The organism is Comamonas flocculans (assembly GCF_007954405.1).
Classification (GTDB): domain Bacteria; phylum Pseudomonadota; class Gammaproteobacteria; order Burkholderiales; family Burkholderiaceae_C; genus Comamonas_C; species Comamonas_C flocculans.
Window position 1 is genome coordinate 560,201 of the sequence record NZ_CP042344.1, and the last position, 24,920, is coordinate 585,120.

Consider the following 24,920-nt stretch of genomic DNA (forward strand, 5'->3'; position numbering starts at 1 on the left):
CGTGCGAGGCAAGGGCTGGCCCGGAGCAGGGGCTCCTGGACCCTCAACAGGCCGGCACCAGGCGCGAATAGGTACTCAGCGGCACGGTGACCGCATCGCCCTCGACTTCCTGGCGGTAGACGCCGGGGCCATGGCGTTCGATCAGCTCGCCCTTGAAATTCTGGAAAAAGCGCGCGAAGAAGTTGCGCCCGACCGCGCCGGTGGCAAACAGCCGGTCGCTGGCCGCGTCGTGCTCCAGGCGCACTGGCAGCAAGGGGTACTGCGACGGGCCGGAGACGGGCGCGGCGCCATGCGCCGGGTCGTAGACGCTGCCGTGCGCGCAGCAGACGATGCGCCCCGGCCCGCCGCCAAGCTCGCTGCCGGACGCGGCGTAGCGCAGATAGCTGGCGGCCGGCGTCGGGTAGCTGAGCTGGTGCGTGCAGATCGCCACGAAGGCCACGAGCTTGCCTTTCGGGCCCACGCCCGGCGGGTTGCTGTAGTCGCCATCGTCGGGCGATGCCAGCGGCCCGGTGGCGGCGCTGCGCTCGCCCAGGTTGATGAGATAGCACGGCACGCCCTTGAGCGGGTAGGCAAACACCATCGCCTCTTCGGTGCCCACCTCGGTCGCCTTCAGCGGCGCGCCGTCGGGGTGCACCAGGAGGGTGCGGGGATAGTCTTCGAGCGCCGCGGCCCAGCCCGTCAGGCCCGGTCCCAGCAGCGCGCCCGAGCACCACTGCGTGAAACATCTGCGATCCATCGCGCCTCCTGCAGTATGCGAAGAAAGGCCACGCGCCGGTGGCCTCGTGCCTCAATGGCGGCGCGCGCCCTCAGGCATTGAACATGTCGCGGTACAGGCCCTTGGCCCATTCCAGCGTGGCCTGGCCCTTGGCGGCGTCGCGGTTCTCGAACACCTGGGTGTCGGGCGAGAAGCCGGTGATGGCGTCCTTGCCCGCGTCGTAGACGTAGTGCGCCTTGACCGAAATGGCCTGCATCGGGAAGGCGTTGACCACCGAATAGCAGATCGTCTCGGGCGTACTCCAGGCAATCTCCCTGCCCTGCGCGCGCGCAGCCAGCACCTTGGCCACGTAGTGCGCCTCGGTGTTGGAGGTGTTGGCGCTCTTGGAGTAAGGGTGCGGGCGCGAGTCGCCGGTCACGTACACCGAGGTGTCGCCCACGATGTTGTAGAAGCGCGTGTCGATGTCGGCTTCCTTCTGGTTGGACTTGGTGGCCGGAGCCAGCAGGCCCAGCTGCTCGATCAGCGTGGAGGCGCGCACGTTGGGGTAAATCGCCGCGTCGTCGAACTGCACGCTGTCGAAGTCCGTTTCGATGGTGCGCCTGGCCACGTCCACCCCCTTGACGGCCGAGTTCGGCTTGTAGTCGATGATGCCCGTGTACAGCTCGTCAAACGCCGCATGGAAACCCTTGGCCTTGATGGTCACGTCCGGATTCGCGTCCAGGATCACCACCTTGCCCTTGAGCTTGTTCTTCTTGATCAGCGAGGCGATCAGGCAGGCGCGCTCGTACGGCGCGGGCAGGCAGCGGTAGTTGCCGCCGGGCACGGTCTGCACGAAGGTGCCGCCCTCGAACTCGCGGATCTTGCGGTGCAGCGTGACGTGTTCGGTCGGCGAGACGAAGCCGCCGGGATAGACCTGGCGCAGCGCGGTCTTGCTGTCGATGTCCGAGACACCGATCTTGTCGTAGTCGTAGGAGATGCCCGGGGCGATCACCAGATAGTCGTACTTGATGTCGCCTTCGCTGGTCACCAGGGTCTTGCCGGCGCGGTCCAGTCCCGTCACCGTGGCATTGAAATAGGTGTAGTGGTTGTTGACCGCCGCATCCAGGAAGCTGTGGTTGGCCAGGTTCTCCAGCGTGATCAGGCCCGCATACCAGAGGTTGCTGGTAAAGCAGGAGGAATACATGTCGCGCTTTTCCACCAGCACGACGTCGAACCTGGGAAATTCCTTCTTGGCGTATTTGGCGATGGTCAGGCCCGATGTGCCGCCACCCACCACCACCAGCCTTGGCCCCCTGGCCTGGGGCAGGGCGGCCAGACGCCCCGTCACCACGGCCGGTGCGGCCGGCGCTGCTGCCGTGGCACAACCGGTGGTGCCCACTGCCACACCCGTGGCACCAGCGGCCAGGGCCAGCCCGCTGCTCTTCAAGAAACCTCTGCGATCCGACATTGCTCTCTCCTGTGTGTCGTGGTGAAAAACCGTGAAGGAGCTTCACGCAACACCCTCTAGCCACCGGACAGAGAAAACGGCAAATCAAACGAACATCAGGCGCATGGTCTGGTGCACTGCCAACCGCAGACTACTGGAGCCGGGACCCACGAACGCATGCGTTTGTCCCCCTGCGTTTCATTGTAGGTACATGCATCAACGCGCGGACATATTAGAAAATAAGCAAAAAATCGTAGCGCCCCACGGCTGTTTGGTCTAAACCGCTGCGTGCAAAGCGCGGCGAGCGCCCTGCGCCGTGGTGCTCAACGCTGCTTGAGTGCCTGGATCACCGCGTCGTGCACCAGCGGGCGCATGTCGCGCAAGGCCGAGTGCAGGGCCAGGGCCATGCGCTCCTGCAAGACGGCCTGCACGCGATCGGCGATCTTGGCGACCAGCTCGGGGCTCACCACCGGCGCAGCCGGCGATGCCTCAGCCATCGTGGGCGCCGTCCGCGCAGCCCAGGAAGGCGGCGACACGGACGCGGGTGCCGCAGGAACAAAAGGCGCCGGCGCAGATGCGGGCGCAGGCTGCTGCGCGGGCTCAGGCACCTGCACCACGTCGGTCAGCGTGGGCACGAAGCGCGGCGGCGCGTTGGAGCGGGCCATGTTCACTTGCGCCGCTGCGCGCGGGGGGCGCTCTCGGCCAGACCCAGCAGGTAGTGCACCAGCAGGCCGACCGGGCGACCCGTCGCCCCCTTGGCCGCGCCGGATTTCCAGGCCGTGCCGGCGATGTCCAGGTGCGCCCAGGGGAAAGCGCCCACAAAGCGCTGCAGGAACTTGGCCGCCGTTACCGCGCCGGCCTCCCGCCCGGCCACGTTGGCCACATCGGCGAAGGCGCTCTTGAGCCCCTCGGCGTAGTCCTCGTCCAGCGGCATGCGCCAGCAGGGGTCGAGCGCGGCCTCACCCGCTGCCTGCAGGCGCGCGGCCAGCTCCTCGTCGTTGGCAAACAACCCGCTGCGCACGCCGCCGAGCGCAATCACGCAGGCGCCGGTGAGCGTGGCCAGGTCCACCACCGCCGCCGGCTTGAAGCGCCGCGCGTACTCCAGCGCGTCGCACAGCACCAGGCGCCCTTCGGCGTCGGTGTTGAGGACCTCTATGGTCTGCCCGCTCATGCTGGTGACCACGTCGCCGGGCTTCACGGCCTTGCCGCCGGGCAGGTTTTCGCAGCTCGGGATCAGGCCCACCACATTGATCTTGGGCTTGAGTTCGGCCAGCGCGCGAAAGGTCCCCAGCACGCTGGCTGCGCCACCCATGTCGAACTTCATCTCGTCCATGCCGGCAGCCGGCTTGATGGAGATGCCGCCGGCATCAAAGGTGATGCCCTTGCCCACCAGCACCACCGGCGCCTGCGACCTGGCCGCGCCCTGGTAGTGCAGCTCGATGAAGCGCAGCGGCTCGGCCGAGCCTTGCGCCACCGCCATGAAGGCGCCCATGCCAAGCTTGGCCACCTGCTCGGGGCCGTGCAGCTTGCAGCGGATGGTGCCCTGGCGCGCGAGCGAGCGCGCGGCTTCGCCCAGCAGCGTGGGCGTGGCATGGTTGGCCGGGCGGTTGGCCCATTCGCGGGCGAATTCCACGCCGGCGACGACCGCAACCGCCGCATCGAAGGCTGCGCGCAGCGCCGCCGCCTGGGGCACGCCGACCGTCACGCGCGCGAGCGTGCGCGGTTCGGCCCTGCCCTTGCCCTTGGTGGTGGTGTAGACATAGCTGGCCTGAGCGAGCGAGCGCACCAGCGCGCCCAATGCCTCCGGCGCGGGCGCTTGGGCAAAGATGAAGGCAGCGCGCTTGAGCGTCTTGCCCGCCTTGAGCAGCGGCGCCAGCGCCAGCGCCGCCTTGCGCAGCTCGGCTGCGGTGCCCTGGCCGCTGCCCAGCAGCACCACGCGGCGCGCCGTGACGGTGGGCGGCGCATAGCACTGCAGCATGCTCGCCGCGCCGGTTTTCAGGTCGCCCTGCTTGAGCGCCAGCGCCGCCAGCGCCGAAAGCGCGTCCTGCGCGGGCTCGAAGCCCTCGCCCACCAGCAGCACCAGCAAATCGCAGCGCTCGGTACGGGCGGCGGCCAGCGACATCGTTTTCAGTTCAAAATCCATGTTGGTCTTTCTCTTCAGCGGCTGGCGCGCGTCCCTGCGCGCGGCGCGGCCCCTGCCTGGTCGGTCTCCAATCAATGTTATTCGATTCATCCATCCGCAAGGAGCTGGCGCGCAGCTTCGGCGCGACGCTCATCGTGCTGGTCACCGTGGTCATGACCATCATGCTGGTGCGCACGCTGGGCCTGGCCTCGCGCGGCGGGGTGGCACCCGCCGACGTGCTGCTGGTGATGGGCTTCACGGTGCTCGGGCACCTGCCCACGATACTCAGTCTGAGCCTGTTCGTGGCCATCGTCAGCACCCTGGCGCGCATGTACCGCGACAGCGAGATGGTGATCTGGTTCGGCGCCGGGCGCGGCCTGCTGCAGGTGCTCGCGCCGCTGCTGCGCTTTGCCTGGCCGGTGATGCTGGCGGTGGGGGCGCTGGCACTCGTCGTCTGGCCCTGGGCCAACCAGCAGATCGATGAACTGAAGACGCGCTACGAGCAGCGCAGCGACGTGGACCGCATCGCTCCCGGCGAATTCCAGGAGACCGCCGGCGGCACGCGCGTGTTCTTCATCGACAAGGACACGCCCGGGGCCAACGCGGCGAGCAAGATCTTCATCGCCTCCACCACGCCCGAGCGCGAGACGGTGACCTCGGCGCAGAGCGCGCGCCTGAAGGTGCAGGACGGCCAGCGCATCGCCATCCTGAACAACGGTGAACGCGTCGAAATGATGCTGGACAAACCCGGCCTGCGCGTGAGCGAGTTTGTCGAATACGGCACGCAGGTCGGCAACGCCCAGGGCGCCACGCCGGGCGCACCCTCGGCCAAGACCACCGCGTCCTGGCAGCTTGCCACCAGCGGTGCGCCGGCGCTGCTGGCCGAACTGGGCTGGCGCCTGGGCCTGGTGTTCGCGGTACTCAACCTGGTGGTGCTCGGCCTGGCGCTGGCGGTGGTGCAGCCGCGCGCGGGGCGCAGCGCAGGTGTCATGGCCGCGCTGTTTGCCTTCATGGCCTACTACAACCTGATGAACGTGGGCCAGCGCTGGGTGGAGGCCGAGCGCCTGAGCCTGCCCGCACTGATGCTGGCGCTGCACGGCAGCGTGCTGGCGCTGGGCTTGGCGATCCTGCTGGTGCGCCACAACCACTGGAGCTGGCGCAGCCTGCTGGCGGCGAGGCGCACGGCATGAAGACCCTGCGCCGCTACCTGTTTCGCGAGGTCGCGCTCAGCGTGGGCTTCGTCACGCTGGCCTTCATCGCGCTGTTCTTCTTCTTCGACATGGTCGATGAGCTGCGCGTGGCCGGCTCGGTCGGGCCGGGCTACACGCTGTCGAGCGCGCTCGTGTACGTGCTGCTGCGCCAGCCCCAGCACGTCTATGAGCTGCTGCCCATCACGGTGCTGATAGGCACCATCTTCGTCATGGCGCGGCTGGCGCAGAACTCGGAATTCACCATCATGCGCACCAGCGGCCTCGGGCCCTGGCGTGCGCTGGGCGCGGCGGCGCTGCTCGGCCTGGTGTTTGCGCTGGGCACCTTTGCCATCGGCGACTACGTGGCACCGGCGAGCGAACGCGCGGCCGACATCGTGCGCGCGCGCCAGTTCGGGCCGCTGAGCACGGGCCTCACCGGCGCCTGGCTCAAGGAGCAGCAGGGCGAGCAGTCCTACGCGGTGAACGTGCGCGCGCTGGAGCCCGGTGGCGACATGCGCGGCGTGCGCATCTTCGCCTTCGACGCCGACGGCCACCTGGCGATGAGCGCGCGCGCCGACGCGGCGCGCTTCACCGAGGACGGCTGGGAGCTCACGCAGGTGGCGCGCAACACCTTCCTGCACACCGGCACCGACGAGGCGCGCGTGCTGCGCGAGAGCGACGCACAGTGGCTCTGGCCGACGCGCATCACCTCCTCGATGGTGGCCGCCTCGCTGCTCAATCCGCAGAAGATGGCCACGCTCGACCTGTTTTTGTATGTGCGCCACCTGCAGGCCAATGGCCAGAAGGCGCAGCGCTACGAGATCGAGCTCTGGCACAAGGTGTTCTACCCGCTGTCCTGCCTGGTGATGGTGGTGCTGTCGCTGCCCTTTGCCTATCTGCACTTTCGCTCCGGCGGCATGGCGGCCTATGTGTTCGGCGGAGTGATGGCCGGCATCAGCTTCTTCCTGTTGAACAACGTCTTCGGCTTCGCGGGCAATCTGCAGAACTGGTCGCCCTGGCTGAGCGCAGCCGCGCCGGGGCTGATCTATTCGGTGCTCTCGCTCGGCGCCTTTGGCTGGCTGGTCTTGCGGCAATAGCTTGCGGCGCCCATAGAATGCATAATAAACGCGTTTTATATTCCGTTTAGGTTATGAACCTGCACCAATTCCGCTTCGTCCGGGAAGCCGCCCGCCGCCAGCTCAACCTCACCGAAGCGGCCAAGGCCTTGCACACCTCGCAACCGGGCGTCTCCAAGGCCATCCTGGAGCTGGAAGACGAGCTGGGCGTGGACATCTTCGCGCGCCACGGCAAGCGGCTCAAGCGCATCACCGAGCCGGGGCAGCACGTGCTCAAGAGCATCGAGGTGATCATGCGCGAGGTGGGCAACCTCAAGCGCATCGGCGAGCAGTTCAGCGCCCAGGACAGCGGCACCCTCTCGATCGCCACCACCCACACCCAGGCGCGCTACGTGCTGCCACCCGCGGTGGCCAAGTTGCGTGAGCAATACCCCAAGGTCAACGTCAGCCTGCACCAGGCCAAGCCCGACGAGGTGGCGCGCATGGTGCTCGACGAAGTGGCCGAGATCGGCATGGCCACCGAGTCGCTGGCCGACTACCCCGAGCTCGTCACCCTGCCCAGCTACGAATGGCAGCACGTGCTGGTGCTGCCCACCACGCACCCGCTGGCGCGCAAGGAGCGCGTGGACATCGAAGACCTGGCGCATGAATCGCTCATCACCTACCACCCCTCGTTCACTGGCCGCAGCCGCATCGACAGCGCCTTTGCCGCGCGCCGGCTGCAGCCGCGCGTGGTGCTCGAAGCCATGGACTCCGACGTGATCAACACCTATGTGCGCCTGGGCATGGGCGTGGGCATCGTCGCCGAGATGGCCACGCGCGAGGGCCTGCCGCCCGACCTGATCGCGCGCCCCACGGGCCACCTGTTCGGGCACAGCGTGGCGCGCATCGCCTTCAAGCGCGGCGCCTGGCTGCGCCACTTCGTCTACCGTCTGGCCGAACTGGCCAGCGACCGCCTGAACCGCCAGCTGATCGAGCGCGCGATGTCGGGACAGGCGGAAGATTACGGACTTTGAAACCGCTTGAGCGCTGGGCGCCTGGCGTTCAGCGGGCTCAAGACCCGGGCATTCACCATGACCACACCCCACTTCCCCAGCCGCCTGCCCGACGTGGGCACCACCATCTTCACCGTCATGTCCGCCCTGGCGGTGGAGCACGGCGCGGTCAACCTCGGCCAGGGCTTCCCCGATTTTTCCTGCGATGCGGCGCTGACCGGGGCAGTGACTCAGGCCATGCAGGCCGGTCACAACCAGTACCCGCCCATGGCAGGCGTGCACGCGCTGCGCGAGGTGGTCAGCCGCAAGACCGAGGCTTTGTACGGTCGGCATTACGACGTGGATGCGGAGGTGACCATCACCGCTGGCGCCACGCAGGCCATCCTCACCGCCATCCTCGCCTGCGTGCATCCGGGCGACGAGGTGATCGTGCTCGACCCCTGCTACGACAGCTATTTGCCGAGCATCGCGCTGGCCGGCGGCGTGGCGGTGCATGTGCCGCTCACGCCGGCGAGCTTCAGGCCCGACGTGGGCAAGATCGCCGCCGCCATCACGCCCCGCACGCGCCTGCTCATCGTCAACACCCCGCACAACCCCAGCGCCAGCGTCTGGACGGCCGAGGACATGCGTGCTCTGCAGGAGGTGCTGGCCCCCACCAGGGTGCTGCTGCTGTCCGACGAGGTCTATGAGCACATGGTCTACGACGGCGGGCAGCACCAGAGCAGCGCACGCTTTCCCGGTCTGGCCGAGCGCGCCTTCGTGGTGTCGAGCTTTGGCAAGACCCTGCACGTGACGGGCTGGAAGGTGGGCTCGGTCTGCGCCCCCGCCGCGCTGACGGCGGAATTTCGCAAGGTGCACCAGTTCAACGTGTTCAGCGTGAACACGCCCATGCAGCACGGCATCGCCGCCTACATGGCCGATCCCGCCAGCTACGACGGCCTGAGCGCCTTCTACCAGGCCAAGCGCGATTTGTTCCGCGAGGGACTGGCGGGCTCGCGCCTCAAGCTGCTGCCGTCTTCAGGCAGCTTCTTCCAGTGCGTGGACATTTCCGCCGTCAGCGACCTGCCCGACGCCGAGTTCTGCCAATGGCTCACGCGCGAGATCGGCGTGGCGGCGATTCCGCTGTCGGCCTTCTACGCCGACGGGTTTGACCAGCATGTGGTGCGCTTTTGCTACGCCAAGCGCGACGAGACGCTGCGCGAGGCGCTGGCGCGGCTGCGCAAGCTGTGAATGGATTAACCTGAAAAATATCAGTCAAATCGGCCTCAAACGCTTGCCCAGCAAGCGCTGGCAGCTCTATTTTTGAGAGTTCGGCACGACTTGGTGCGCCAAACCAGGCGGCAATGCGCAAGGCGCCGCGACCAGGTTTGCTTACATCAGCACGATGTCGTACTGCCCCGGCCGCAGCGCTCCCTCGGCCTGCAGCGAGATCGGCTTGCCGATGAAGTCCGACAGGCCCGCCAGGTGCTGGCTTTCCTCGTCCAGAAACAGCTCCACCACCTTGGGCGCGGCAATCACGCGAAACTCGCGCGGATTGAACTGGCGCGCCTCGCGCAGCACCTCGCGCAGGATGTCGTAGCAGACGGTGCGCGCGGTCTTGATCTCGCCCACGCCGTGGCAGGTGGGGCACGGCTCGCACAGCATGTGCGCCAAGGATTCGCGGGTGCGCTTGCGCGTCATCTCGACCAGCCCCAGCGGTGAAAACCCCCCCACCACGGTCTTCACCCGGTCGCGCCGCAGGTATTTTTTCAGCTCATCGAGCACCATCTCCTGATGCTCGGGGCGCGCCATGTCGATGAAGTCCACCACCACGATGCCGCCCAGGTTGCGCAGGCGCAGCTGGCGCGCGATGGTGCCCGCGGCCTCCAGATTGGTCTTGAAGATGGTTTCGTCGAAATTGCGCGCGCCCACATAGCCGCCGGTGTTCACGTCGATGGTGGTCAACGCCTCGGTCTGGTCCACGATCAGGTAGCCGCCGGACTTGAGCTCCACGCGCCGCCCCAGCGCACGGCCGATTTCCTCATCGATGCCGAACAGGTCAAAGATCGGACGCTCCCCTTTGTACAGCTGCAGGCGCTCCACCGCCTTGGGCATGTATTCCAGGCCGTAGGCCTGCAGCGCGGCAAACTGCTCGCGCGAGTCGATGCGCACGCTTTGCGTCTGCTCGCCCACCAGGTCGCGCAGCACGCGCTGCAGCAGGTTCAGGTCCTGGTGCAGCAGCGACATGGCCGGCAGGCGCTGCGCGGCGGCGCGGATGCCGGCCCAGGTCTTGCGCAGGTAGGCGATGTCCTCGCGCAGCTCGGCATCGCTTGCGTCCTCGGCATTGGTGCGCAGGATGAAGCCGCCCTTGGCCCCGGCGCCGGCTTCGGCCACCAGCTGCAGCAAGCGCTCGCGCAGCGCCTCGCGCTCTTCGGGGGCGATCTTTTGCGACACCCCCACATGGTTGTCCTGGGGCAGGAACACCAGCAAATGCCCGGCCACGCTGATCTGCGTGGACAGGCGCGCGCCCTTGGTGCCTATCGGGTCCTTGATGACCTGCACCATCAGAGGCTGGCCTTCGAAGACCTGCCTTTCTATCGGCACCTGGGACTCGCCCCGGCGCACCGCGCCCTCGCCGTTCTCGGCGCGCTGCCAGACGTCAGCCACATGCAGAAAGGCCGCGCGCTCCAGGCCGATGTCGATGAAGGCCGACTGCATGCCCGGCAACACGCGCGATACCTTGCCCAGATAGATGTTGCCCACCAGGCCGCGCTCCAGGGTGCGCTCCACGTGCAGCTCCTGCACCGCACCGTTTTCAACCACCGCCACGCGCGTCTCCTGCGGCGACCAGTTGATCAATATGTCGTTTTGCATCTTGGCTTTCTTGTTGCCCTCATCATGCATCAAGACGCCAGAACGCCGGCCAGGCGCAGCAATTGCGCCGTCTCAAACAGCGGCAGGCCCATCACGCCGCTGTAACTGCCGCTCAGATGCCGCACATGCTGCGCCGCCGCGCCCTGGATGGCGTAGGCGCCGGCCTTGCCCAGCGGCTCGCCGCTGGCCACGTAGGCATCGATCTGGCGGGCGGTCAGCGGCGCAAAGCGCACGCGCGAGACCGAAAGCGCCACCAGCCGCCTTGGCCCATCCACCTGCAGCGCCACGGCGGTCAGCACCCGGTGCTCGCGTCCCGAGAGGCTGGCGAGCATGCGCGCCGCGTCCTGCGCATCCAGGGGCTTGCCCAGGATCTCGCGCCCCAGCGCCACCGTGGTGTCGGCGCACAGGATGGGCGCAGGCGCCAGGCCGCGCCGCTCGCGCCGGGCGACGGCCGCGTCCAGCTTCAGCCCGGTGGCGCGCTGCACATAGGTGGCCGGCGCCTCGCCGCGTGCCACCTGCTCCAGGCCCTCGGCGTCTTCGGCCACGTCGCCGGGCGCATTGGGCAGCAGGGGCAGATGGCGCACGCCCAGCTGATCGAGCAGCCGGCCACGGCGCGGGCTTTGGGAGGCAAGATAAATGAAATCGGGCATGGCGCAAATTGTCCGACATGCCCCCATGCCTGTTGCCGCACCCGCGCAGCGCGACACGGGCTATGATTTTCGCCGTTCGACACCCACCGGAGACATTTCATGCAAAGACGCGAACTGATTGCGGCCGGCCTGGCCGCCGCCCTCCCCAGCCTGGGCCTGGCACAGGCACTGGAAAAGACCAAGATCACCATCTCGGTCGGCGGCAAGAACCTGTTCTATTACCTGCCGCTGACGATTGCCGAGCAGCTGGGCTACTTCAAGGACGAGGGGCTGGACGTGACCATCGTCGACTTTGCCGGCGGCTCCAAGGCGCTGCAGGCGGTGGTCGGCGGCAGCGCGGACGTGGTCTCGGGCGCGTTCGAGCACACCATCAGCATGCAACTGAAGGGCCAGCCGATGCGCGCCTTCGTGCTGCAGGGCGCGGCGCCGCAGATCGTGCTGGGCGTGAACCCCAAGACCATGCCCGACTACAAGGAAATCGCCGACCTCAAGGGCAAGAAGATCGGCGTCACGGCGCCGGGCAGCTCGACCAACATCGTGGCCAACTTCGTGCTGGCCAAGGGTGGGCTCAAGCCCACGGACGTGAGCTTCGTCGGCGTGGGCGCGGGCAGCGGCGCGGTAGCGGCCATGCGCGCGGGCCAGATCGACGCCATCTCCAACCTCGACCCGGTAGCCACGCTGCTGGCGCGCTCGGGCGACCTGAAGATCATCTCGGACACGCGCCGCCTGGACGAGGCGGAAAAGGTCTTCGGCGGCCCCATGCCCGCCGCCTGCCTGTACGCGCCCCAGCCCTTCCTGGACAAGAACCCGCACACCGCGCAGGCGCTGGCCAACGCCATCGTGCGCGCCGACAAGTGGATCCAGCAGGCCGGCGCGGGCGACGTGATCAAGGTGGTGCCCGAGAGCTACCTGCTGGGCGACCGCGCGGTCTACATCGACGGCTTCCTCGCGGCCAAGCAGGCACTGTCGCACGACGGGCTGTTCCCGGCCAAGGGCGCAGCCACCGCCTATCGCGCCATGGCCAGCATCGACAAGAAGATCGCCGCGGCCAAGGTGGACCTGGATGCGCTCTACACCAACGCGTTTGCCAAAAAGGCCAACGCCAAGTACCCCAAGGGCTGAGCGCGCATGACCGATCCGGCCATCGTGCTGCAGGGTGTGGCCTGCACCTTCGTGAGCAAGGACAACCCCGGCCAGCGCTACACCGCGGTGCAGGACGTGGACTTGACCGTGGGCGCGGGCGAATTCGTCAGCGTGGTGGGCCCCACCGGCTGCGGCAAGAGCACGCTGCTCAACGTCGCGGCCGGGCTGCTCGCGCCCAGCGTGGGCAGCGTCAGCATCTTCGGCGAGCCGCTGTCCGGCATCAACCGGCGCGCCGGCTACATGTTCCAGGCCGAAAGCCTGATGCCCTGGCGCACGGCGCTGGCCAATGTCATGGCCGGGCTGCAGTTTCGCGGCGCACCCGAACTCGAGGCGCGCGCGCAGGCGCAGGAATGGCTGGCGCGCGTGGGCCTGGCGGAATTCGGCGACCGCTATCCGCACCAGATGAGCGGCGGCATGAGAAAGCGCGCCAGCCTGGCGCAAACCCTGGTGCTGGACCCCGACATCATCCTGATGGACGAGCCCTTTTCCGCCCTGGACATCCAGACGCGCCAGCTGATGGAAAACGAGGTGCTGGACCTGTGGCACGCGAAGAAAAAGGCCGTGCTCTTCATCACCCACGACCTCGATGAAGCCATCGCCATGAGCGACCGCGTCGTCGTCTTGAGCGCCGGCCCGGCCTCGCACCCCATGGGCGAATTCGCCATCGACCTGCCGCGCCCGCGCGACGTGGCCGAGGTCAAGACCCAGCCGCGCTTCCTGGAGCTGCACGCGGCCATCTGGGCCGAGCTGCGGGGCGAAGTGCTCAAGGGCTACGCGCAGCAACTCAAGAAGGCATGAGGGCGCAAGCATGTGGAACCTGATCAAACCGCGCCCGGCCACGCTGCGCCTGTGGCAGCTGGGCCTGCTGGTGCTGCTCTTCGTGTTCTGGCACGTGATGACCAAGCCGGGGCTGATCCCGCCCTTCATGTTCGACAACGACCGGCAGGCGGCCTTCTTCTTCGGCGAGCCGCTGAAGATCTTCGGCGTGATCCAGGACTGGTTCTTCACCGACGCGGACATTTACCAGCACCTGTGGGTGACGCTGGCCGAAACCGTCATGGCCTTTGCCATCGGGGCGGTCGGGGGCCTGGCCTGCGGCCTGTGGCTGGCACTCTCGCCCATGGCCTCGGCCATCATGGACCCCTACATCAAGGCCATGAACGCCATGCCGCGCATCATCCTCGCGCCCATCTTCGCGGTGTGGTTCGGCCTGGGCATGGGCTCCAAGGTGGCGCTGGGCGTCACCCTCGTGTTCTTCATCGTCTTCTTCAACGTCTACCAGGGCGTGAAGGAGGTGAGCCCCGTGGTGCTGGCCAATGCCCGCATGCTGGGTGCCAGCCAGCGCCAGCTCTTGCGCCACGTCTATCTGCCCAGCGCGACGAGCTGGGTCTTCAGCTCGCTGCACACCAGCGTGGGCCTGGCCTTCGTCGGCGCCGTCGTCGGCGAATACCTGGGCTCCAGCCGGGGCGTGGGCTACCTCATCCTGCAGGCCGAGGGCAGTTTTGACATCAACACCGTGATGGCGGGCATCCTGGTGCTTACCGCCTTTGCGCTGGCGCTGGACGAGGCCGTGGGCGCGATAGAAAAGCGGCTGATGGTGTGGCAGCCCAAGGCGGGTGAGACGGAGCGGCTGTAGCTCAGCCTCAGGCAGGGTTCACCGGCAGGGCCTGCAGCTTGATTCCCAGGGCGTGCATGACCTTCAGGACAGTGCCAAAGCTCGGGTTGCCTTCTCCCGACAGCGCCTTGTAGAGGCTTTCGCGGCCCAGACCGGTTTCCTTGGCGAGCTGGGTCATGCCACGGGCGCGGGCAATATCGCCCAGCGCTGCCGCGATGAAAGCCGCATCATCACCCGCCTCTTCCATGCAGGCTTGCAAATACAGCACGATGTCCTCTTCGGTCTTGAGGTGCTCTGCGCTGTCCCATCGGCGTAGTTTGATCGTTCCCATGGTGCTCCTTTGCTTTACAACTGCCGCGCCAGTTCGAGTGCCAGCTTGATATCCAAACGCTGGGTTGACTTGTCGCCACCGGCGAGCAGGATGACAATTTCCAGACCTCGCTGCACGAAATACACGCGATACCCCGGCCCATGGTGAATGCGCATCTCCGATACACCCTCACCCACAGGCGCGCAATCCCCAAAATTTCCAAGTTCAGCACGCCTGATGCGCGCCTGAATACGCTTTTGTGCGTGCTTGTCGCGCAATGCGTCAAACCAGTCATCAAACGTTTCGGTGGTATGAATGACCGTCATGGCTTAATTGTATATATCAGGATACGGACCGCAAGCCTGCGCCCTTGTATCGCGCGATGCGGATCACTCCCGGTGGTAGGGATGCCCCGCATTCACCGACCACGCCCGGTAAAGCTGCTCGATCAAGAGCACCCGCACCAGCGCATGCGGCAGGGTCAGGTCCGACAGGCGGATGCGCTCGTGCGCGGATTGCAGCAGCGCAGGGTCAAGACCGTCCGGGCCGCCGATGAGGAGGGCCACGTCGTCGCCCGCCAGCTGCCAATCCTTCAGGCGCGCGGCCAGGGCCTGAGTGGTCAGGCGCGTGCCGTGCTCGTCCAGCGCCACGCGGCGGGTGCCGCGGGCAATGGCGGCCTCGATGCGCTCGCGCTCGGCGGCCTGCAGGGTTTGCAGGGTCTTGGAGCCGCGCGGCTCGGTCTTGACGGCCTTGAGCTCGACCTTCAGCTCGGGCGGAAAGCGCTTGGCGTAATCGTCGTAGGCGGTCTGCGCCCAGGCGGGAATGCGCTGGCCGACGGCAACGATGGCAAGGTGCACGGCCGGCGGGCCTTACTTGCCGGCCGTCTTGCCGGTCTTTTTGGCGGCCACGCGCTGGGTGGCAGGCTTTTTGGCGGCAGGGGCATTGACCACCACGGTCTTGAGCGGAGCAGCTTTCTTCGCAGGCAGCTTTTTGGCTGCGGTGCTCTTGCCGCTGGCCGCAGCCTTTTTGGCGACTGCAGTCTTCCTGGCTGGGTTCTTGCTCGTGGCAGTCGCAGCGGCCTTGCGTGCGGGAGCCTTGTGCGCAGGCGTCTTGCGCGCGGGCGCAGGGGCGGCATCCGGTGACGTGACGGCGGTGCGCGGCTTGGCGGCGCCGAGCTTCATGCGCACGGGTTTTTCGCCCCAGATTTCTTCCAGGCGGTAGTACTGGCGGATGGCCGGCTGCATGATGTGGCAGACGGCCGCGCCGCAGTCGATGATGATCCATTCGCCGTTGTCCTCGCCCTCGCTGCGCGGCTTGGCAAAGCCGGCATCACGCACCGCGTCGCGCACGCTGGCGGCCAGGGCCTTGGTCTGGCGGTTGGTGTTGCCGCTGGCAACGATCACGCGCTCGAACAGGGGCGAGAGGTGTTCGGTGTCGAACACCCGAATGTCCACCGCTTTCACGTCTTCCAGGCCGTCAACGATGGCGCGCTGCAGTTTGGTGAGGGATTTCTTGGCGGCAGCGTCCGTGGCGGGTGCAGTGGTCATCGATGGTGTGGGTTGGGTGGTTGAATGTGCACAGTGTGCAGGATTTGGCTTTTCAGATCAAATTGGGCTCAAACGCCCGACTGGCAAGCGCTGGCAGCTATCAAATCCAGGATCTTGGCTTGAGGAAATGGCTGGTCAGGCGCTCTTCGGGCGAACCCGCCGGCACCTTGTGGCGGTAGCTCCAGGCGGCCTGCGGCGGCATGGAAAGCAGGATGGATTCGGTGCGCCCGCCCGACTGCAGGCCGAAGTGGGTGCCGCGGTCCCAGACGAGGTTGAATTCGACATAGCGCCCCCGCCGATAGAGCTGGAAGGCCCGTTCGCGCTCCCCGTAGGGCATGTTCTTTCGTGCCTGCACGATGGGCAGGTAGGCGGTCAGGAAGGCATCGCCCACGCTTTGCAGTATGGCAAAGCCCTGCTCGAAGCCGAGCTCGGAGAAGTCGTCGAAGAAGATGCCGCCGATGCCGCGCTGCTCGCCCCGGTGCTTGTTGCAGAAGTATTCGTCGCACCAGCTCTTGAAGCGCGGATAGAGCTCGTCGCCGAAGGGCGCGAGCGCATCGCGGCAGACGCGGTGAAAGTGCACCGCGTCCTCCTCGAAGCCGTAGTAGGGCGTGAGGTCCATGCCGCCGCCGAACCAGCACACCGGCTCCTGCCCCGCATGGCCGGCCGCGATCATGCGCACGTTCATGTGCACCGTGGGCACGTAGGGGTTGCGCGGGTGGAAGACCAGCGACACGCCCATGGCCTCGAAGGGCGCGCCGGCGAGTTCGGGCCGGTGCTGGGTGGCCGAAGGCGGGAGCTGGGGGCCGCTCACGTCGGAAAAGCCGCAACCGGCGCGCTCGAACACCAGGCCGCCTTCGATGATGCGGGTGATGCCGTTGCCCTGCAGCTTGTCGCCCGGGGCTTTCTCCCAGGCGTCGGAGATGGCGCGCGCGCCGCCCTCGCCCTCCACCTCCTGCAGCGCATTCATGATGCGCGCCTGCAAACCCACCAGGTAGCTGCGCACCGGCTGCACCGTGCCCGCAGGGTTGAATCGACTCATTTGATGGCCCTGTGTCCTATGTCGTTGCGATATTGCGCGCCGTTGAAATGGATGCCGCGCACCACTTCGTAGGCGCGCTGCTGCGCCTGGCGCACGCTGTCGGCCAGTGCCGTCACGCACAGCACGCGTCCGCCCGAGGTGCGCAGTGTGCCGTCTTCGAGCCGCGTGCCGGCATGAAAGACCATGGCGTCGTCCTGCTCTGGCGGGGTGCCGCTGATCGCGTCGCCCTTGCGCGGGCTTTCGGGGTAGCCGGCCGCGGCCATCACCACGCCCAGCGCCGTGCGCCGGTCCCACTGCAATTCGACGTCGGCGAGCTTGCCGTCCACCGCGGCGTTCAGCACGTCCAGCAGGTCGCTCTTGAGGCGCATCAGGATGGGCTGGGTTTCGGGGTCGCCCAGGCGGCAGTTGAATTCCAGCACCTTGAGCTGGCCCTGCGCGTCGATCATCAGGCCGGCGTAGAGAAAGCCGGTGTAGGGCATGCCGTCCTTTTCCATGCCGCGCACCGCCGGCAGGATGACTTCGCGCATGGCGCGCGCGTGCACGTCGGCAGTGACCACGGGCGCGGGCGAATACGCGCCCATGCCGCCGGTATTGGGGCCTTCGTCGCCGTCCTTCAGGCGCTTGTGGTCCTGGCTGGTGGCCAGCGCCACCACGTCGCGCCCGTCCGAGAGCACGATGAAGCTGGCCTCTTCGCCCGCGAGGAACTCCTCGATGACGACGCGCGCCGCGCCCTCTTGCGCGCCGGCGTAGCGGGCGTCGACCAGCATCGCGTCCACGGCGGCATGCGCCTGGGCCAGGCTAGTGGCCACCACCACGCCCTTGCCCGCGGCCAGGCCGTCGGCCTTGACGACCACGGGTGCGCCCAGGCGCTCAATGAAGGCATGGGCCGCTTCGGGGTCGGAGAAGACGTCGTAATTGGCCGTGGGGATGCCATGGCGGCGCATGAAGGCCTTGGAAAAGGCCTTGGAGCTTTCCAGCTGCGCCCCCGCCTGCGTCGGGCCGAAGATGCGCAGGCCCCTGGCGCGAAACAGGTCGACCACACCGGCGGCCAGCGGTGCCTCTGGGCCGACCACGGTCAGGCCGATCTTGTTGTCCTGCGCCCAGTCGGCCAGTTGCTGCACATCGGTGATGGGCAGGTTTTCCAGCCGGGGCGACAGCTGCGTGCCGCCGTTGCCCGGCGCCACATACACCATGCTGGCCTTGGGCGAGTCCACCAGCTTCCAGGCCAGCGCGTGCTCGCGCCCGCCGCCGCCGATCACGAGGATTTTCATGGGGTCCGGTCCGGCTGACGCGGCGCCTCACAGCGCCGCGTTGTGGTAGACGTTTTGCACATCGTCCAGGTCTTCGATCACGTCCAGGAGCTTCTGCATGCGCTCGGCGTCCTCGCCCGCAAGCTCGATGGTGTTTTCCGCGCGCATGGTCACCTCGGCCACCTCCGGGTTCAGCCCCGCCTCCTGCAAGGCCTGCCTCACGGCCTCGAAGTCGCCCGGCTCGGACAGCACCTCGATGGCGCCCTCCTCGTCGGTGATCACGTCGTCCGCGCCGGCTTCCAGCGCCACTTCCATCACCTTTTCCTCATCGGTGCCGGGCGCGAATACCAGCTGGCCGCAGTGGCGGAACTGGAAGGCCACCGAACCTTCGGTGCCCAGGTTGCCGCCGTGCTTGCTGAAGGCGTGGCGCACGTCGGCCACGGTGCGCACGCGGTTGTCGGTCATGGTGTCCACGATGATGGCGGCGCCCCCTATGCCGTAGCCTTCGTAGCGGATCTCCTCGTAGGTCACGCCTTCGAGGTTGCCCGTGGCCTTGTCGATGTTGCGCTTGATGGTGTCGGCCGGCATGTTGGCCGCCTTGGCCTTGTCGATCGCCAGACGCAGGCGCGGGTTGGCGCTGGGGTCGCCCCCGCCGGCACGCGCAGCCACCATGATCTCGCGCACCACGCGGGTCCAGATGCGCTGGCGCTTTTCATCCTGGCGCCCCTTGCGGTGCTGGATGTTGGCCCATTTGCTGTGTCCTGCCACAACGTCTTCCTTCCAACTACTCTGGTTTAATCTGCAGCCTGTGATTCTACTTTTGAGCATGTCATGGCCGAGCCCATCCTGCTAGCACAACACGGCAGCACCCAATGCAGGCTGTTGCCCGGCCTTGCCAACCGGCATGGCCTGATCACCGGCGCCACCGGCACCGGCAAGACGGTGACCCTGCAGACCCTGGCCGAGCAGTTTTCCGCGATCGGCGTGCCGGTCTTCATGGCCGACGTCAAGGGGGACCTTGCCGGCATCAGTCAGAAGGGCCAAATCGGCGGCAAGCTGGCCAAGGTGATTGCCGAGCGCGGCCTGCCCGCGCCCGCGCCCGTGGCCTGCCCCACCACGCTGTGGGACGTGTTCGGCCAGCAGGGCCATCCGGTGCGCGCCACCATCTCGGACATGGGGCCGCTGCTGCTGGCGCGCATGCTGGACCTGAACGACACGCAAACCGGCGTGCTCAACCTGGTCTTCAAGATCGCCGACGACAACGGCCTGCTGCTGCTGGACCTGAAAGACCTGCGCGCCATGCTGCAGCACGTGGGCGACAACGCGAAGAACTTCACGACGCGGTACGGCAACATCAGCAGCGCCAGCATAGGCGCCATCCAGCGTGGCCTGATGCAGATCGAGACGCAGGGCGGCGACAAGTTCTTCGGCGAGCCCATGCTCGACATCGAGGACTTCATGCAGACGGTGGGCGGCAAGGGCGTGATCAACATCCTGGCCGCCGACAAGCTGATGAACGCGCCGCGCCTGTATGCCAGCTTCCTGCTGTGGATGCTCTCCGAGCTGTTCGAGCGCCTGCCCGAGATCGGCGACCCGGATAAACCCAAGCTGGTGTTCTTCTTCGACGAGGCCCACCTGCTGTTTGCCGACGCGCCCAAGGTGCTGGTGGAGCGCATCGAGCTCGTCGTGCGCCTGGTGCGCTCCAAGGGCGTGGGCGTGTACTTCGCGACGCAAAACCCGCTGGACATTCCCGACACCGTGCTGGCGCAACTGGGCAACCGCGTGCAGCACGCGCTGCGCGCCTTCACCCCGCGCGACCAGAAGGCGGTCAAGGCCACGGCCAGCACCATGCGGCCCAAGGCGGGGCTCGATATCGAGGCGGCGATCACCGAACTGGCCGTGGGCGAAGCCCTCGTGAGCCTGCTGGACGCCAAGGGGCGCCCGAGCGAGACCGAGCGCGTCTACGTGCTGCCGCCGGGCAGCCAGCTCGGGCCGATCACGGTCGAACAACGCCAGGCACTGGTCAAGAATTCCCTCGTCGCCGGCAGCTACGACACGCCGGTGGACCGCGAATCGGCCTATGAAATGCTGGCCGCGCGCGGCGCGCAAGCCACCGGCGTCGGCGCGCCCGCCGACGGTGCGGCGGCGCCGGCCCAGGGCGGCGGCATGTTCGACGGCATAGGCACCATGGTCAAGGAAGCGCTGTTCGGCCGCACCGGCCCGCGCGGCGGACAGTACGACGGCCTGGTGCAGAACGTCATCAAGGGCGAAGCCCGGCGCATGGGCCGCGAGCTGCTGCGCGGCGCGCTGGGCAGCCTGATCGGCGGCAAGCGCCGCTGAGCACCGCAAGCGACAACCCCGGACGACCTGCCATGCACTGCTTCGAACTCGGCATCGACGAGGGCATTGCCCACCTGATGCTCCATCGCCCCGAGGCCTTCAACACCATGGGGCCGCGCTTCTGGCGCGAGCTCGACGAGGTGCTCGACACGCTGCACCGCGGCAACGGAGCGCGCGTGCTGCTCATCAGCAGCACCGGCAAGCATTTCAGCGCGGGCATGGCGCTGGAGGTGTTCGACTCGGCCCTGGCGCTGGACGACGCCAGTGCCGCCGCGCGCGCCGCCATACCAGAGCAGCTGGCCGAGCTGCAGCACACCTTCAGCCGGCTGGAAAGCCTGCGCATTCCGGTGATCGCCGCCATCCAGGGCGGCTGCGTGGGCGGCGCGCTGGACCTGGTGACCGCCGCCTGCCTGCGCTATGCCACGCGCGACGCCTTCTTCTGCGTCCAGGAGATCAACATCGGCATGGTGGCCGACGTGGGCACCCTGCAGCGCCTGCCCAAGCTCATCCCGCCGGGTGTGGCGCGCGAGATGGCCTACACCGGGCGGCGCCTGCCGGCCGAGCGCGCTCTGGCCTTGGGCCTGGTCAATGAGGTCTTCGACACCCAGGAAGCGATGCTGGCCGCCGCGCTGCAGTGCGCGCGCGAGATTGCCGCCAAGCCGCCCGTGGCCGTCTGGGCCAGCAAGCAGGCGCTGAACCATGCGCGCGACCACAGCGTGCACGACAGCCTGCAGCAGATGGGCTGGCTGCAAGGCATGGTGTGGAGCACCGCCCAGGTGCACGAGGCGCTGCGCGCCCACCAGGAAAAGCGCCCCGGCCGCTTCGATCCGCTGGCCCCATTGACAAGATTCACCGATGGGGCATAAAACCGGGCAGCTTCCTGTTTTCATAGCTGTCAGCGCTTTATCCATGGGCGCTGGAGCAGGTTTTGATACCCAAACTGAACCTCGTTGATGCCATGCCCACGCCCGCCATGCCCCTACCCACCCCTTCGGATGTCCTGGCCGCAGCCCGCGTGCTCGAAGGCGTGGCGCACCGCACGCCGGTGCTGCGCTCCACCACCATAGACCGGCTGTTTGGCGCGGCGCTGTACTTCAAGTGCGAGAACCTGCAGCGCACCGGCTCCTTCAAGTTCCGCGGTGCCTACTGCGCGCTGGCGCAGCTGGAGCGGCAGCAGCGCGGCAAGGGCGTGCTGGCCTATTCGTCGGGCAACCACGCGCAGGCGGTGGCGCTGGCCGCGAGCCTGCACGACACCGAGGCGCTCATCGTCATGCCCGAAGACGCCAGCGCCGCCAAGCTCGCGGCCACGCGCGGCTACGGCGCGCAGGTGGTGACCTACCGGCGCGAGCAGGAAGACCGCGAGGCCCTGAGCCAGCGGCTGGCACACGAACGCCAGCTGGGCATCGTGCCGCCATCGGACCACCCGGCCATCATTGCCGGGCACGGCACGGCGGTGCTGGAGCTGCTGCAGCAAGTGCCCAGGCTCGACTACCTCTTCGTGCCCGTGGGCGGCGGCGGCCTGCTCGCCGGCAGCCTGCTGGCGGTGCGCGCCGCCGCCAGCAACTGCGAGGTGTTCGGCGTGCAGCCCGAAGCGGCCGGCCACGCCAGCCGCTCGCTGGCCAGCGGCCAGATCATCACCGTGACGCACCCGCGCACCATTGCCGACGCGGCGCAGACGCCGGCGCTGGCGCCCACCGCTTTCGAAGTCATCCGCCAGGCCACGCCGCAGATCCTGTCGGCATCGGACCCGCAGATGCTGGACGCCCTGCGCTTTCTGGCTCAGCGCATGAAGCTGGTGGCCGAACCCACCGGGGCGCTGGCCTTTGCCGGCGCGCAGAGCGGCGCGGTGGACCTGCATGGCAAGCGCGTGGGCATCGTCATCAGCGGCGGCAACGTGGACCTGTCGCGCTACGCCCGTTTCATTTCCGACTGAGCTTCATCGCCCTTTTTCCCCTTTCTCATGAGCAACATCCACGTCATCGATCACCCGCTGGTCCAGCACAAACTCACGCTGATGCGCCGCAAGGACGCCAGCACCAACAGCTTTCGCCGCCTGCTGGGGGAGCTGGCCACCCTCATGGCCTACGAGGTCACGCGCGACATGCCGCTGTCGGACATCGAGATCGAAACCCCGCTGGAGACCATGACCGGCAAGGTGATCGACGGCAAGAAGCTGGTGCTGGTCTCCATCCTGCGCGCGGGCAACGGCTTTCTCGACGGCATGCTCGACGTGGTGCCCGGCGCGCGCGTGGGCCACATCGGCCTGTACCGCGACCCCGCGACGCTGCAGCCGGTGGAGTACTACTTCAAGATGCCCTCGGGCATGAACGAGCGCGACGTGATCGTCGTGGACCCGATGCTGGCCACCGGCAACTCCGCCAGCGCCGCGCTCGCGCGCCTGAAGCAGACCCGACCGCGCTCGATCAAGTTCGTCTGCCTGCTGGCCGCGCCCGAAGGCATCGCCACGCTGCAGGCGGCGCATCCGGACGTGCCGATCTACACCTCGGCGATAGACCGCCAGCTCGACGAACACGGCTACATCCTGCCGGGGCTGGGCGATGCGGGCGACCGCATCTTCGGCACCAAATAGCCTGCCCGGGCCACACCCGCGAGTCCGACTGCGCGGTGTTCACCCGCCGGCGCCTGGCGCTGCCCGCTGCGCTCCGTAAAAAAAAGGCCGACATCGCTGTCGGCCTTCGGGGTGCAGGCGGCCTGCGGCGCGTGCGCCGCAGGCCACGCGCTCAATACACGTCGTGCTGGGTGTTGTAGACGTTGAACTTGCCGGTCGGCGTGATCAGCCTGGCGTCCTTGATCACCGCCTTGCAGGTACGCGTCTTGTCGTCCACCACCACCAGGGCCGACTGCTTGTCCTTGGCGCTCCAGACGGAGAACCAGACCTCGTCGCCGCTGCGGTTGTACTCGGGTTGCACCACGCGCTTGGCGCCGTCGTCCTTGAGGTCGGCGCAGGCGGCGATGTCTACGATCTGGGGCTTCTTGCCCAGGTCGCGGATGTCGTACACCGCCACGCTCTGGCTGACCTTGGCGTCGGGGTTGAGCGTGGTGTCCACCCACAGGTTGTGCGACTTGGGGTGGGTCTTGATGAAGAGCGAGCCGCCGCCCTGGCCTTCGAGCTTGTCCACCACCTTCCAGGCGTTGGCCTTGTGGCCCTTGGGGTCGGTGCCGATGATGGAGATGCTCTCGTCACCCAGGCCCGAGGTGGCCCACACCGGACCGAACTTGGGGTGCTTGAAGTTGGCGCCGCGCCCCGGGTGCGGGATCTTGCCGACGTCGATCAGCGCCGCCAGCTTGCTCTCCTTCGTGTCCACCACCGCGATCTTGTCCGAGGAGTTGGCCGCCGTCAGGAAGTAGCGCCCGGTGCTGTCAAAGCCCCCGTCGTGCAGGTACTTGGCGGCATCGATCTGCTTGGTCTTGAGGTTCTTCAGGTCGGTGTAGTCCACGGTCCAGATCTTGCCGGTTTCCTTGGCGTTGACCAGGAATTCGGGCTTCTGGTGGCTGGAGACGATCGCGGCCACGCGCGGCTCGGGGTGGTATTCGTTGTCCACCGTCATGCCGCGGGTGGAGACGATCTTCAGCGGCTTGAGGGTTTCGGCTTCCATCAGCACGAACTGCGGCGGCCAGTAGGTGCCGGCGATCGCCACCTTGTCTTCCCAGCCCTTGAACTTGCTGGTCTCGATCGAGCGCGCCTCCAGGCCGACCTTGATCTCGGCCACGTTGTCGGGCTTTTCCATCCACAGGTCGATGATGTTCACGCGCGCATCGCGCCCGATCACGTACAGGTAGCGGCCCTTGGCGCCCATGCGCGAGATGTGCACCGCATAGCCGGTCTTGACGATGTTGATGATCTCCTTGGTGTCCCCGTCGATCAGGGCCACCTCGCCGGCGTCACGCAGCGTCACCGAGAAAATATTCTCGATGTTGTATTTGTTCATCTTCTTCGTCGGGCGCTGGGCCACGGGCACGATTTCCTTGCGTGACTTCTCCATGTCCTCGAGCGAAAACTCCGGCGGCGTGGGAGGGTCCTGCTGTATGTAGCGGGCCATCAGGTCCACCGTGGCCTCGTCGAACTCGCCCGAGGTCTGCCAGTTGGGCATGCCGGCCGGCGAACCGTAGGCGATGAAGGTCTTGAGGTAGTCGGTGCCCTTGTCGATGGTGATCTCCGGCGTCAGCGCCTTGCCGGTCGCGCCCTTGCGCAGCACGCCGTGGCAGCCGGCGCAGCGCTCGAAGTAGATCTGGCGCGCGTGGTCGAACTCCTCCTGGGTCATGGCTGGCGCCTTGGGGTTGGAGTTCTGGTGCATCAGCGCCTCGCCCACGGGGGAGGAGCCAGCCTGCAGGTTGATCTCGGTCTGGGGCAGCACCGCCCCCTTCTTCTGTTGTGCCATCGCCGTCGTTGCCATGGCGGCCAGGGCCAGCACTGCGAGGGTCGTCATCGGGCGGAGTTTCATTGTCCATCCTCTCTTGCGTGAGAAAACGCCACCTTGTCTCCTGTAGTGAGCCAACCGGGGGCGGCAAATGTTCCGGCGACCTTGCGGCCATTATCCGTATGGTTTGCCAAACTACTTGAAAAGGTATACCAAAAAATTCTGCCTTTAGTCACAAGGGTAATACCTTTGTACAACCTGCAGTTGATG

Annotated in this window: 25 protein-coding genes; 11 read left to right on the forward strand and 14 right to left on the reverse strand. The window is 67.2% G+C overall.

Annotated features, from left to right (window positions below; genetic code table 11):
- Window positions 1-43: 43 nt before the first annotated feature.
- From FOZ74_RS02855 to FOZ74_RS02870, 4 genes are all read right to left on the reverse strand, one after another.
- Window positions 44-736 (reverse strand): Rieske (2Fe-2S) protein, encoded by a 693-nt coding sequence (locus tag FOZ74_RS02855; protein ID WP_146911655.1) that lies wholly within the window; start codon window positions 734-736, stop codon window positions 44-46.
- 70 nt (window positions 737-806) lie between these two features.
- The gene (locus FOZ74_RS02860) at window positions 807-2,162 is read right to left on the reverse strand and encodes an FAD-dependent oxidoreductase (RefSeq protein WP_146911656.1); all 1,356 of its coding nucleotides are present in this window, start codon (window positions 2,160-2,162) and stop codon (window positions 807-809) included.
- Between the two features lie 302 nt (window positions 2,163-2,464).
- Complete coding sequence (locus FOZ74_RS16025; RefSeq protein WP_186764641.1) at window positions 2,465-2,638, reverse strand: hypothetical protein; 174 nt, start codon at window positions 2,636-2,638, stop codon at window positions 2,465-2,467.
- Between the two features lie 170 nt (window positions 2,639-2,808).
- Window positions 2,809-4,284 carry a leucyl aminopeptidase gene (locus tag FOZ74_RS02870; RefSeq protein ID WP_146911658.1) on the reverse strand — a complete coding sequence of 492 codons (1,476 nt, stop codon included), beginning with the start codon at window positions 4,282-4,284 and terminating at the stop codon, window positions 2,809-2,811.
- 74 nt (window positions 4,285-4,358) lie between these two features.
- Here FOZ74_RS02870 and lptF point away from each other — a divergent pair, with 74 nt between their 5' ends.
- The 4 genes from lptF to FOZ74_RS02890 are packed head-to-tail and all read left to right on the forward strand — an operon-like array spanning window position 4,359 to window position 8,754.
- Window positions 4,359-5,453, forward strand: a complete 1,095-nt coding sequence (gene lptF, locus FOZ74_RS02875) for an LPS export ABC transporter permease LptF (protein ID WP_146911659.1) — start codon at window positions 4,359-4,361, stop codon at window positions 5,451-5,453.
- Window positions 5,450-6,550, forward strand: coding sequence for an LPS export ABC transporter permease LptG (lptG, locus tag FOZ74_RS02880; RefSeq protein WP_146911660.1), 1,101 nt, complete (start codon window positions 5,450-5,452; stop codon window positions 6,548-6,550). The genes lptF and lptG overlap by 4 nt, the downstream gene beginning before the upstream one ends.
- A gap of 53 nt (window positions 6,551-6,603) precedes the next feature.
- Window positions 6,604-7,545 (forward strand): CysB family HTH-type transcriptional regulator, encoded by a 942-nt coding sequence (locus FOZ74_RS02885; protein WP_146911661.1) that lies wholly within the window; start codon window positions 6,604-6,606, stop codon window positions 7,543-7,545.
- 57 nt (window positions 7,546-7,602) lie between these two features.
- Window positions 7,603-8,754 (forward strand): pyridoxal phosphate-dependent aminotransferase, encoded by a 1,152-nt coding sequence (locus FOZ74_RS02890; RefSeq protein WP_146911662.1) that lies wholly within the window; start codon window positions 7,603-7,605, stop codon window positions 8,752-8,754.
- Window positions 8,755-8,895: 141 nt separating this feature from the next.
- Here FOZ74_RS02890 and rng read toward each other — a convergent pair whose 3' ends face one another.
- A complete protein-coding gene (gene rng, locus FOZ74_RS02895) occupies window positions 8,896-10,377 on the reverse strand; it encodes a ribonuclease G (protein WP_146911663.1) in 1,482 nt (493 codons plus the stop codon).
- 29 nt (window positions 10,378-10,406) lie between these two features.
- A complete protein-coding gene (locus FOZ74_RS02900) occupies window positions 10,407-11,027 on the reverse strand; it encodes a Maf family protein (protein ID WP_146911664.1) in 621 nt (206 codons plus the stop codon).
- A gap of 99 nt (window positions 11,028-11,126) precedes the next feature.
- Here FOZ74_RS02900 and FOZ74_RS02905 point away from each other — a divergent pair, with 99 nt between their 5' ends.
- Genes FOZ74_RS02905 through FOZ74_RS02915 form a run of 3 tightly spaced genes read left to right on the forward strand, consistent with a single transcriptional unit; the run spans window position 11,127 to window position 13,806 of the window.
- Complete coding sequence (locus FOZ74_RS02905) at window positions 11,127-12,149, forward strand: ABC transporter substrate-binding protein (protein WP_146911665.1); 1,023 nt, start codon at window positions 11,127-11,129, stop codon at window positions 12,147-12,149.
- A 6-nt stretch (window positions 12,150-12,155) separates the two neighbouring features.
- Complete coding sequence (locus tag FOZ74_RS02910; RefSeq protein WP_146911666.1) at window positions 12,156-12,968, forward strand: ABC transporter ATP-binding protein; 813 nt, start codon at window positions 12,156-12,158, stop codon at window positions 12,966-12,968.
- A 10-nt stretch (window positions 12,969-12,978) separates the two neighbouring features.
- Window positions 12,979-13,806 (forward strand): ABC transporter permease, encoded by an 828-nt coding sequence (locus FOZ74_RS02915; protein WP_146911667.1) that lies wholly within the window; start codon window positions 12,979-12,981, stop codon window positions 13,804-13,806.
- A 7-nt stretch (window positions 13,807-13,813) separates the two neighbouring features.
- Here the strand turns inward: FOZ74_RS02915 and FOZ74_RS02920 are convergent, their stop codons facing one another.
- From FOZ74_RS02920 to FOZ74_RS02950, 7 genes are all read right to left on the reverse strand, one after another.
- Complete coding sequence (locus FOZ74_RS02920; RefSeq protein ID WP_146911668.1) at window positions 13,814-14,116, reverse strand: addiction module antidote protein; 303 nt, start codon at window positions 14,114-14,116, stop codon at window positions 13,814-13,816.
- A 14-nt stretch (window positions 14,117-14,130) separates the two neighbouring features.
- Window positions 14,131-14,421, reverse strand: a complete 291-nt coding sequence (locus FOZ74_RS02925) for a type II toxin-antitoxin system RelE/ParE family toxin (protein WP_146911669.1) — start codon at window positions 14,419-14,421, stop codon at window positions 14,131-14,133.
- A 63-nt stretch (window positions 14,422-14,484) separates the two neighbouring features.
- A complete protein-coding gene (rlmH, locus tag FOZ74_RS02930) occupies window positions 14,485-14,952 on the reverse strand; it encodes a 23S rRNA (pseudouridine(1915)-N(3))-methyltransferase RlmH (RefSeq protein ID WP_146911670.1) in 468 nt (155 codons plus the stop codon).
- Between the two features lie 12 nt (window positions 14,953-14,964).
- Entirely contained in the window at window positions 14,965-15,642 is a 678-nt protein-coding gene (gene rsfS, locus FOZ74_RS02935) for a ribosome silencing factor (RefSeq protein WP_146911671.1), read from the reverse strand.
- A gap of 100 nt (window positions 15,643-15,742) precedes the next feature.
- Window positions 15,743-16,681: an oxygen-dependent coproporphyrinogen oxidase gene (hemF, locus tag FOZ74_RS02940; protein ID WP_146911672.1), complete on the reverse strand. Its 939-nt coding sequence runs from the start codon at window positions 16,679-16,681 to the stop codon at window positions 15,743-15,745.
- The gene (purD, locus tag FOZ74_RS02945; protein WP_146911673.1) at window positions 16,678-17,952 is read right to left on the reverse strand and encodes a phosphoribosylamine--glycine ligase; all 1,275 of its coding nucleotides are present in this window, start codon (window positions 17,950-17,952) and stop codon (window positions 16,678-16,680) included. The genes hemF and purD overlap by 4 nt, the downstream gene beginning before the upstream one ends.
- A 27-nt stretch (window positions 17,953-17,979) precedes the next feature.
- Window positions 17,980-18,699 (reverse strand): YebC/PmpR family DNA-binding transcriptional regulator, encoded by a 720-nt coding sequence (locus FOZ74_RS02950; RefSeq protein WP_146911674.1) that lies wholly within the window; start codon window positions 18,697-18,699, stop codon window positions 17,980-17,982.
- 63 nt (window positions 18,700-18,762) lie between these two features.
- On the opposite strand from FOZ74_RS02950, the gene FOZ74_RS02955 reads away from it, so the two are divergent.
- From FOZ74_RS02955 to upp, 4 genes are all read left to right on the forward strand, one after another.
- Entirely contained in the window at window positions 18,763-20,271 is a 1,509-nt protein-coding gene (locus tag FOZ74_RS02955) for a helicase HerA-like domain-containing protein (RefSeq protein ID WP_146911675.1), read from the forward strand.
- 32 nt (window positions 20,272-20,303) lie between these two features.
- Window positions 20,304-21,137 (forward strand): enoyl-CoA hydratase-related protein, encoded by an 834-nt coding sequence (locus FOZ74_RS02960; RefSeq protein WP_146911676.1) that lies wholly within the window; start codon window positions 20,304-20,306, stop codon window positions 21,135-21,137.
- 92 nt (window positions 21,138-21,229) lie between these two features.
- On the forward strand, window positions 21,230-22,204 hold the full coding sequence (locus FOZ74_RS02965) for a pyridoxal-phosphate dependent enzyme (RefSeq protein ID WP_146911677.1): 975 nt from the start codon (window positions 21,230-21,232) through the stop codon (window positions 22,202-22,204).
- Between the two features lie 27 nt (window positions 22,205-22,231).
- Entirely contained in the window at window positions 22,232-22,861 is a 630-nt protein-coding gene (gene upp, locus FOZ74_RS02970; protein WP_146911678.1) for a uracil phosphoribosyltransferase, read from the forward strand.
- A gap of 151 nt (window positions 22,862-23,012) precedes the next feature.
- Here the strand turns inward: upp and FOZ74_RS02975 are convergent, their stop codons facing one another.
- Window positions 23,013-24,734 carry a cytochrome D1 domain-containing protein gene (locus FOZ74_RS02975; protein ID WP_432417469.1) on the reverse strand — a complete coding sequence of 574 codons (1,722 nt, stop codon included), beginning with the start codon at window positions 24,732-24,734 and terminating at the stop codon, window positions 23,013-23,015.
- Window positions 24,735-24,920: the final 186 nt, after the last annotated feature.

Bases quoted from the DNA above. Each gene is read 5' to 3' on its own strand.
- FOZ74_RS02955 (WP_146911675.1), top strand. From the start codon at position 18,763: ATGGCCGAGCCCATCCTGCTAGCACAACACGGCAGCACCCAATGCAGG.
- FOZ74_RS02890 (WP_146911662.1), top strand. From the start codon at position 7,603: ATGACCACACCCCACTTCCCCAGCCGCCTGCCCGACGTGGGCACCACC.
- FOZ74_RS02965 (WP_146911677.1), top strand. From the start codon at position 21,230: ATGCCCACGCCCGCCATGCCCCTACCCACCCCTTCGGATGTCCTGGCC.
- rng (WP_146911663.1), bottom strand. From the start codon at position 10,377: ATGCAAAACGACATATTGATCAACTGGTCGCCGCAGGAGACGCGCGTG.
- rsfS (WP_146911671.1), bottom strand. From the start codon at position 15,642: ATGACCACTGCACCCGCCACGGACGCTGCCGCCAAGAAATCCCTCACC.
- lptG (WP_146911660.1), top strand. From the start codon at position 5,450: ATGAAGACCCTGCGCCGCTACCTGTTTCGCGAGGTCGCGCTCAGCGTG.
- FOZ74_RS02910 (WP_146911666.1), top strand. From the start codon at position 12,156: ATGACCGATCCGGCCATCGTGCTGCAGGGTGTGGCCTGCACCTTCGTG.
- FOZ74_RS02855 (WP_146911655.1), bottom strand. From the start codon at position 736: ATGGATCGCAGATGTTTCACGCAGTGGTGCTCGGGCGCGCTGCTGGGA.
- FOZ74_RS02925 (WP_146911669.1), bottom strand. From the start codon at position 14,421: ATGACGGTCATTCATACCACCGAAACGTTTGATGACTGGTTTGACGCA.
- FOZ74_RS02975 (WP_432417469.1), bottom strand. From the start codon at position 24,734: ATGAAACTCCGCCCGATGACGACCCTCGCAGTGCTGGCCCTGGCCGCC.
- FOZ74_RS02905 (WP_146911665.1), top strand. From the start codon at position 11,127: ATGCAAAGACGCGAACTGATTGCGGCCGGCCTGGCCGCCGCCCTCCCC.
- hemF (WP_146911672.1), bottom strand. From the start codon at position 16,681: ATGAGTCGATTCAACCCTGCGGGCACGGTGCAGCCGGTGCGCAGCTAC.
- FOZ74_RS02900 (WP_146911664.1), bottom strand. From the start codon at position 11,027: ATGCCCGATTTCATTTATCTTGCCTCCCAAAGCCCGCGCCGTGGCCGG.
- FOZ74_RS02915 (WP_146911667.1), top strand. From the start codon at position 12,979: ATGTGGAACCTGATCAAACCGCGCCCGGCCACGCTGCGCCTGTGGCAG.
- upp (WP_146911678.1), top strand. From the start codon at position 22,232: ATGAGCAACATCCACGTCATCGATCACCCGCTGGTCCAGCACAAACTC.
- FOZ74_RS02920 (WP_146911668.1), bottom strand. From the start codon at position 14,116: ATGGGAACGATCAAACTACGCCGATGGGACAGCGCAGAGCACCTCAAG.
- FOZ74_RS02870 (WP_146911658.1), bottom strand. From the start codon at position 4,284: ATGGATTTTGAACTGAAAACGATGTCGCTGGCCGCCGCCCGTACCGAG.
- FOZ74_RS16025 (WP_186764641.1), bottom strand. From the start codon at position 2,638: ATGGCTGAGGCATCGCCGGCTGCGCCGGTGGTGAGCCCCGAGCTGGTC.
- purD (WP_146911673.1), bottom strand. From the start codon at position 17,952: ATGAAAATCCTCGTGATCGGCGGCGGCGGGCGCGAGCACGCGCTGGCC.
- FOZ74_RS02885 (WP_146911661.1), top strand. From the start codon at position 6,604: ATGAACCTGCACCAATTCCGCTTCGTCCGGGAAGCCGCCCGCCGCCAG.
- FOZ74_RS02860 (WP_146911656.1), bottom strand. From the start codon at position 2,162: ATGTCGGATCGCAGAGGTTTCTTGAAGAGCAGCGGGCTGGCCCTGGCC.
- lptF (WP_146911659.1), top strand. From the start codon at position 4,359: ATGTTATTCGATTCATCCATCCGCAAGGAGCTGGCGCGCAGCTTCGGC.
- FOZ74_RS02960 (WP_146911676.1), top strand. From the start codon at position 20,304: ATGCACTGCTTCGAACTCGGCATCGACGAGGGCATTGCCCACCTGATG.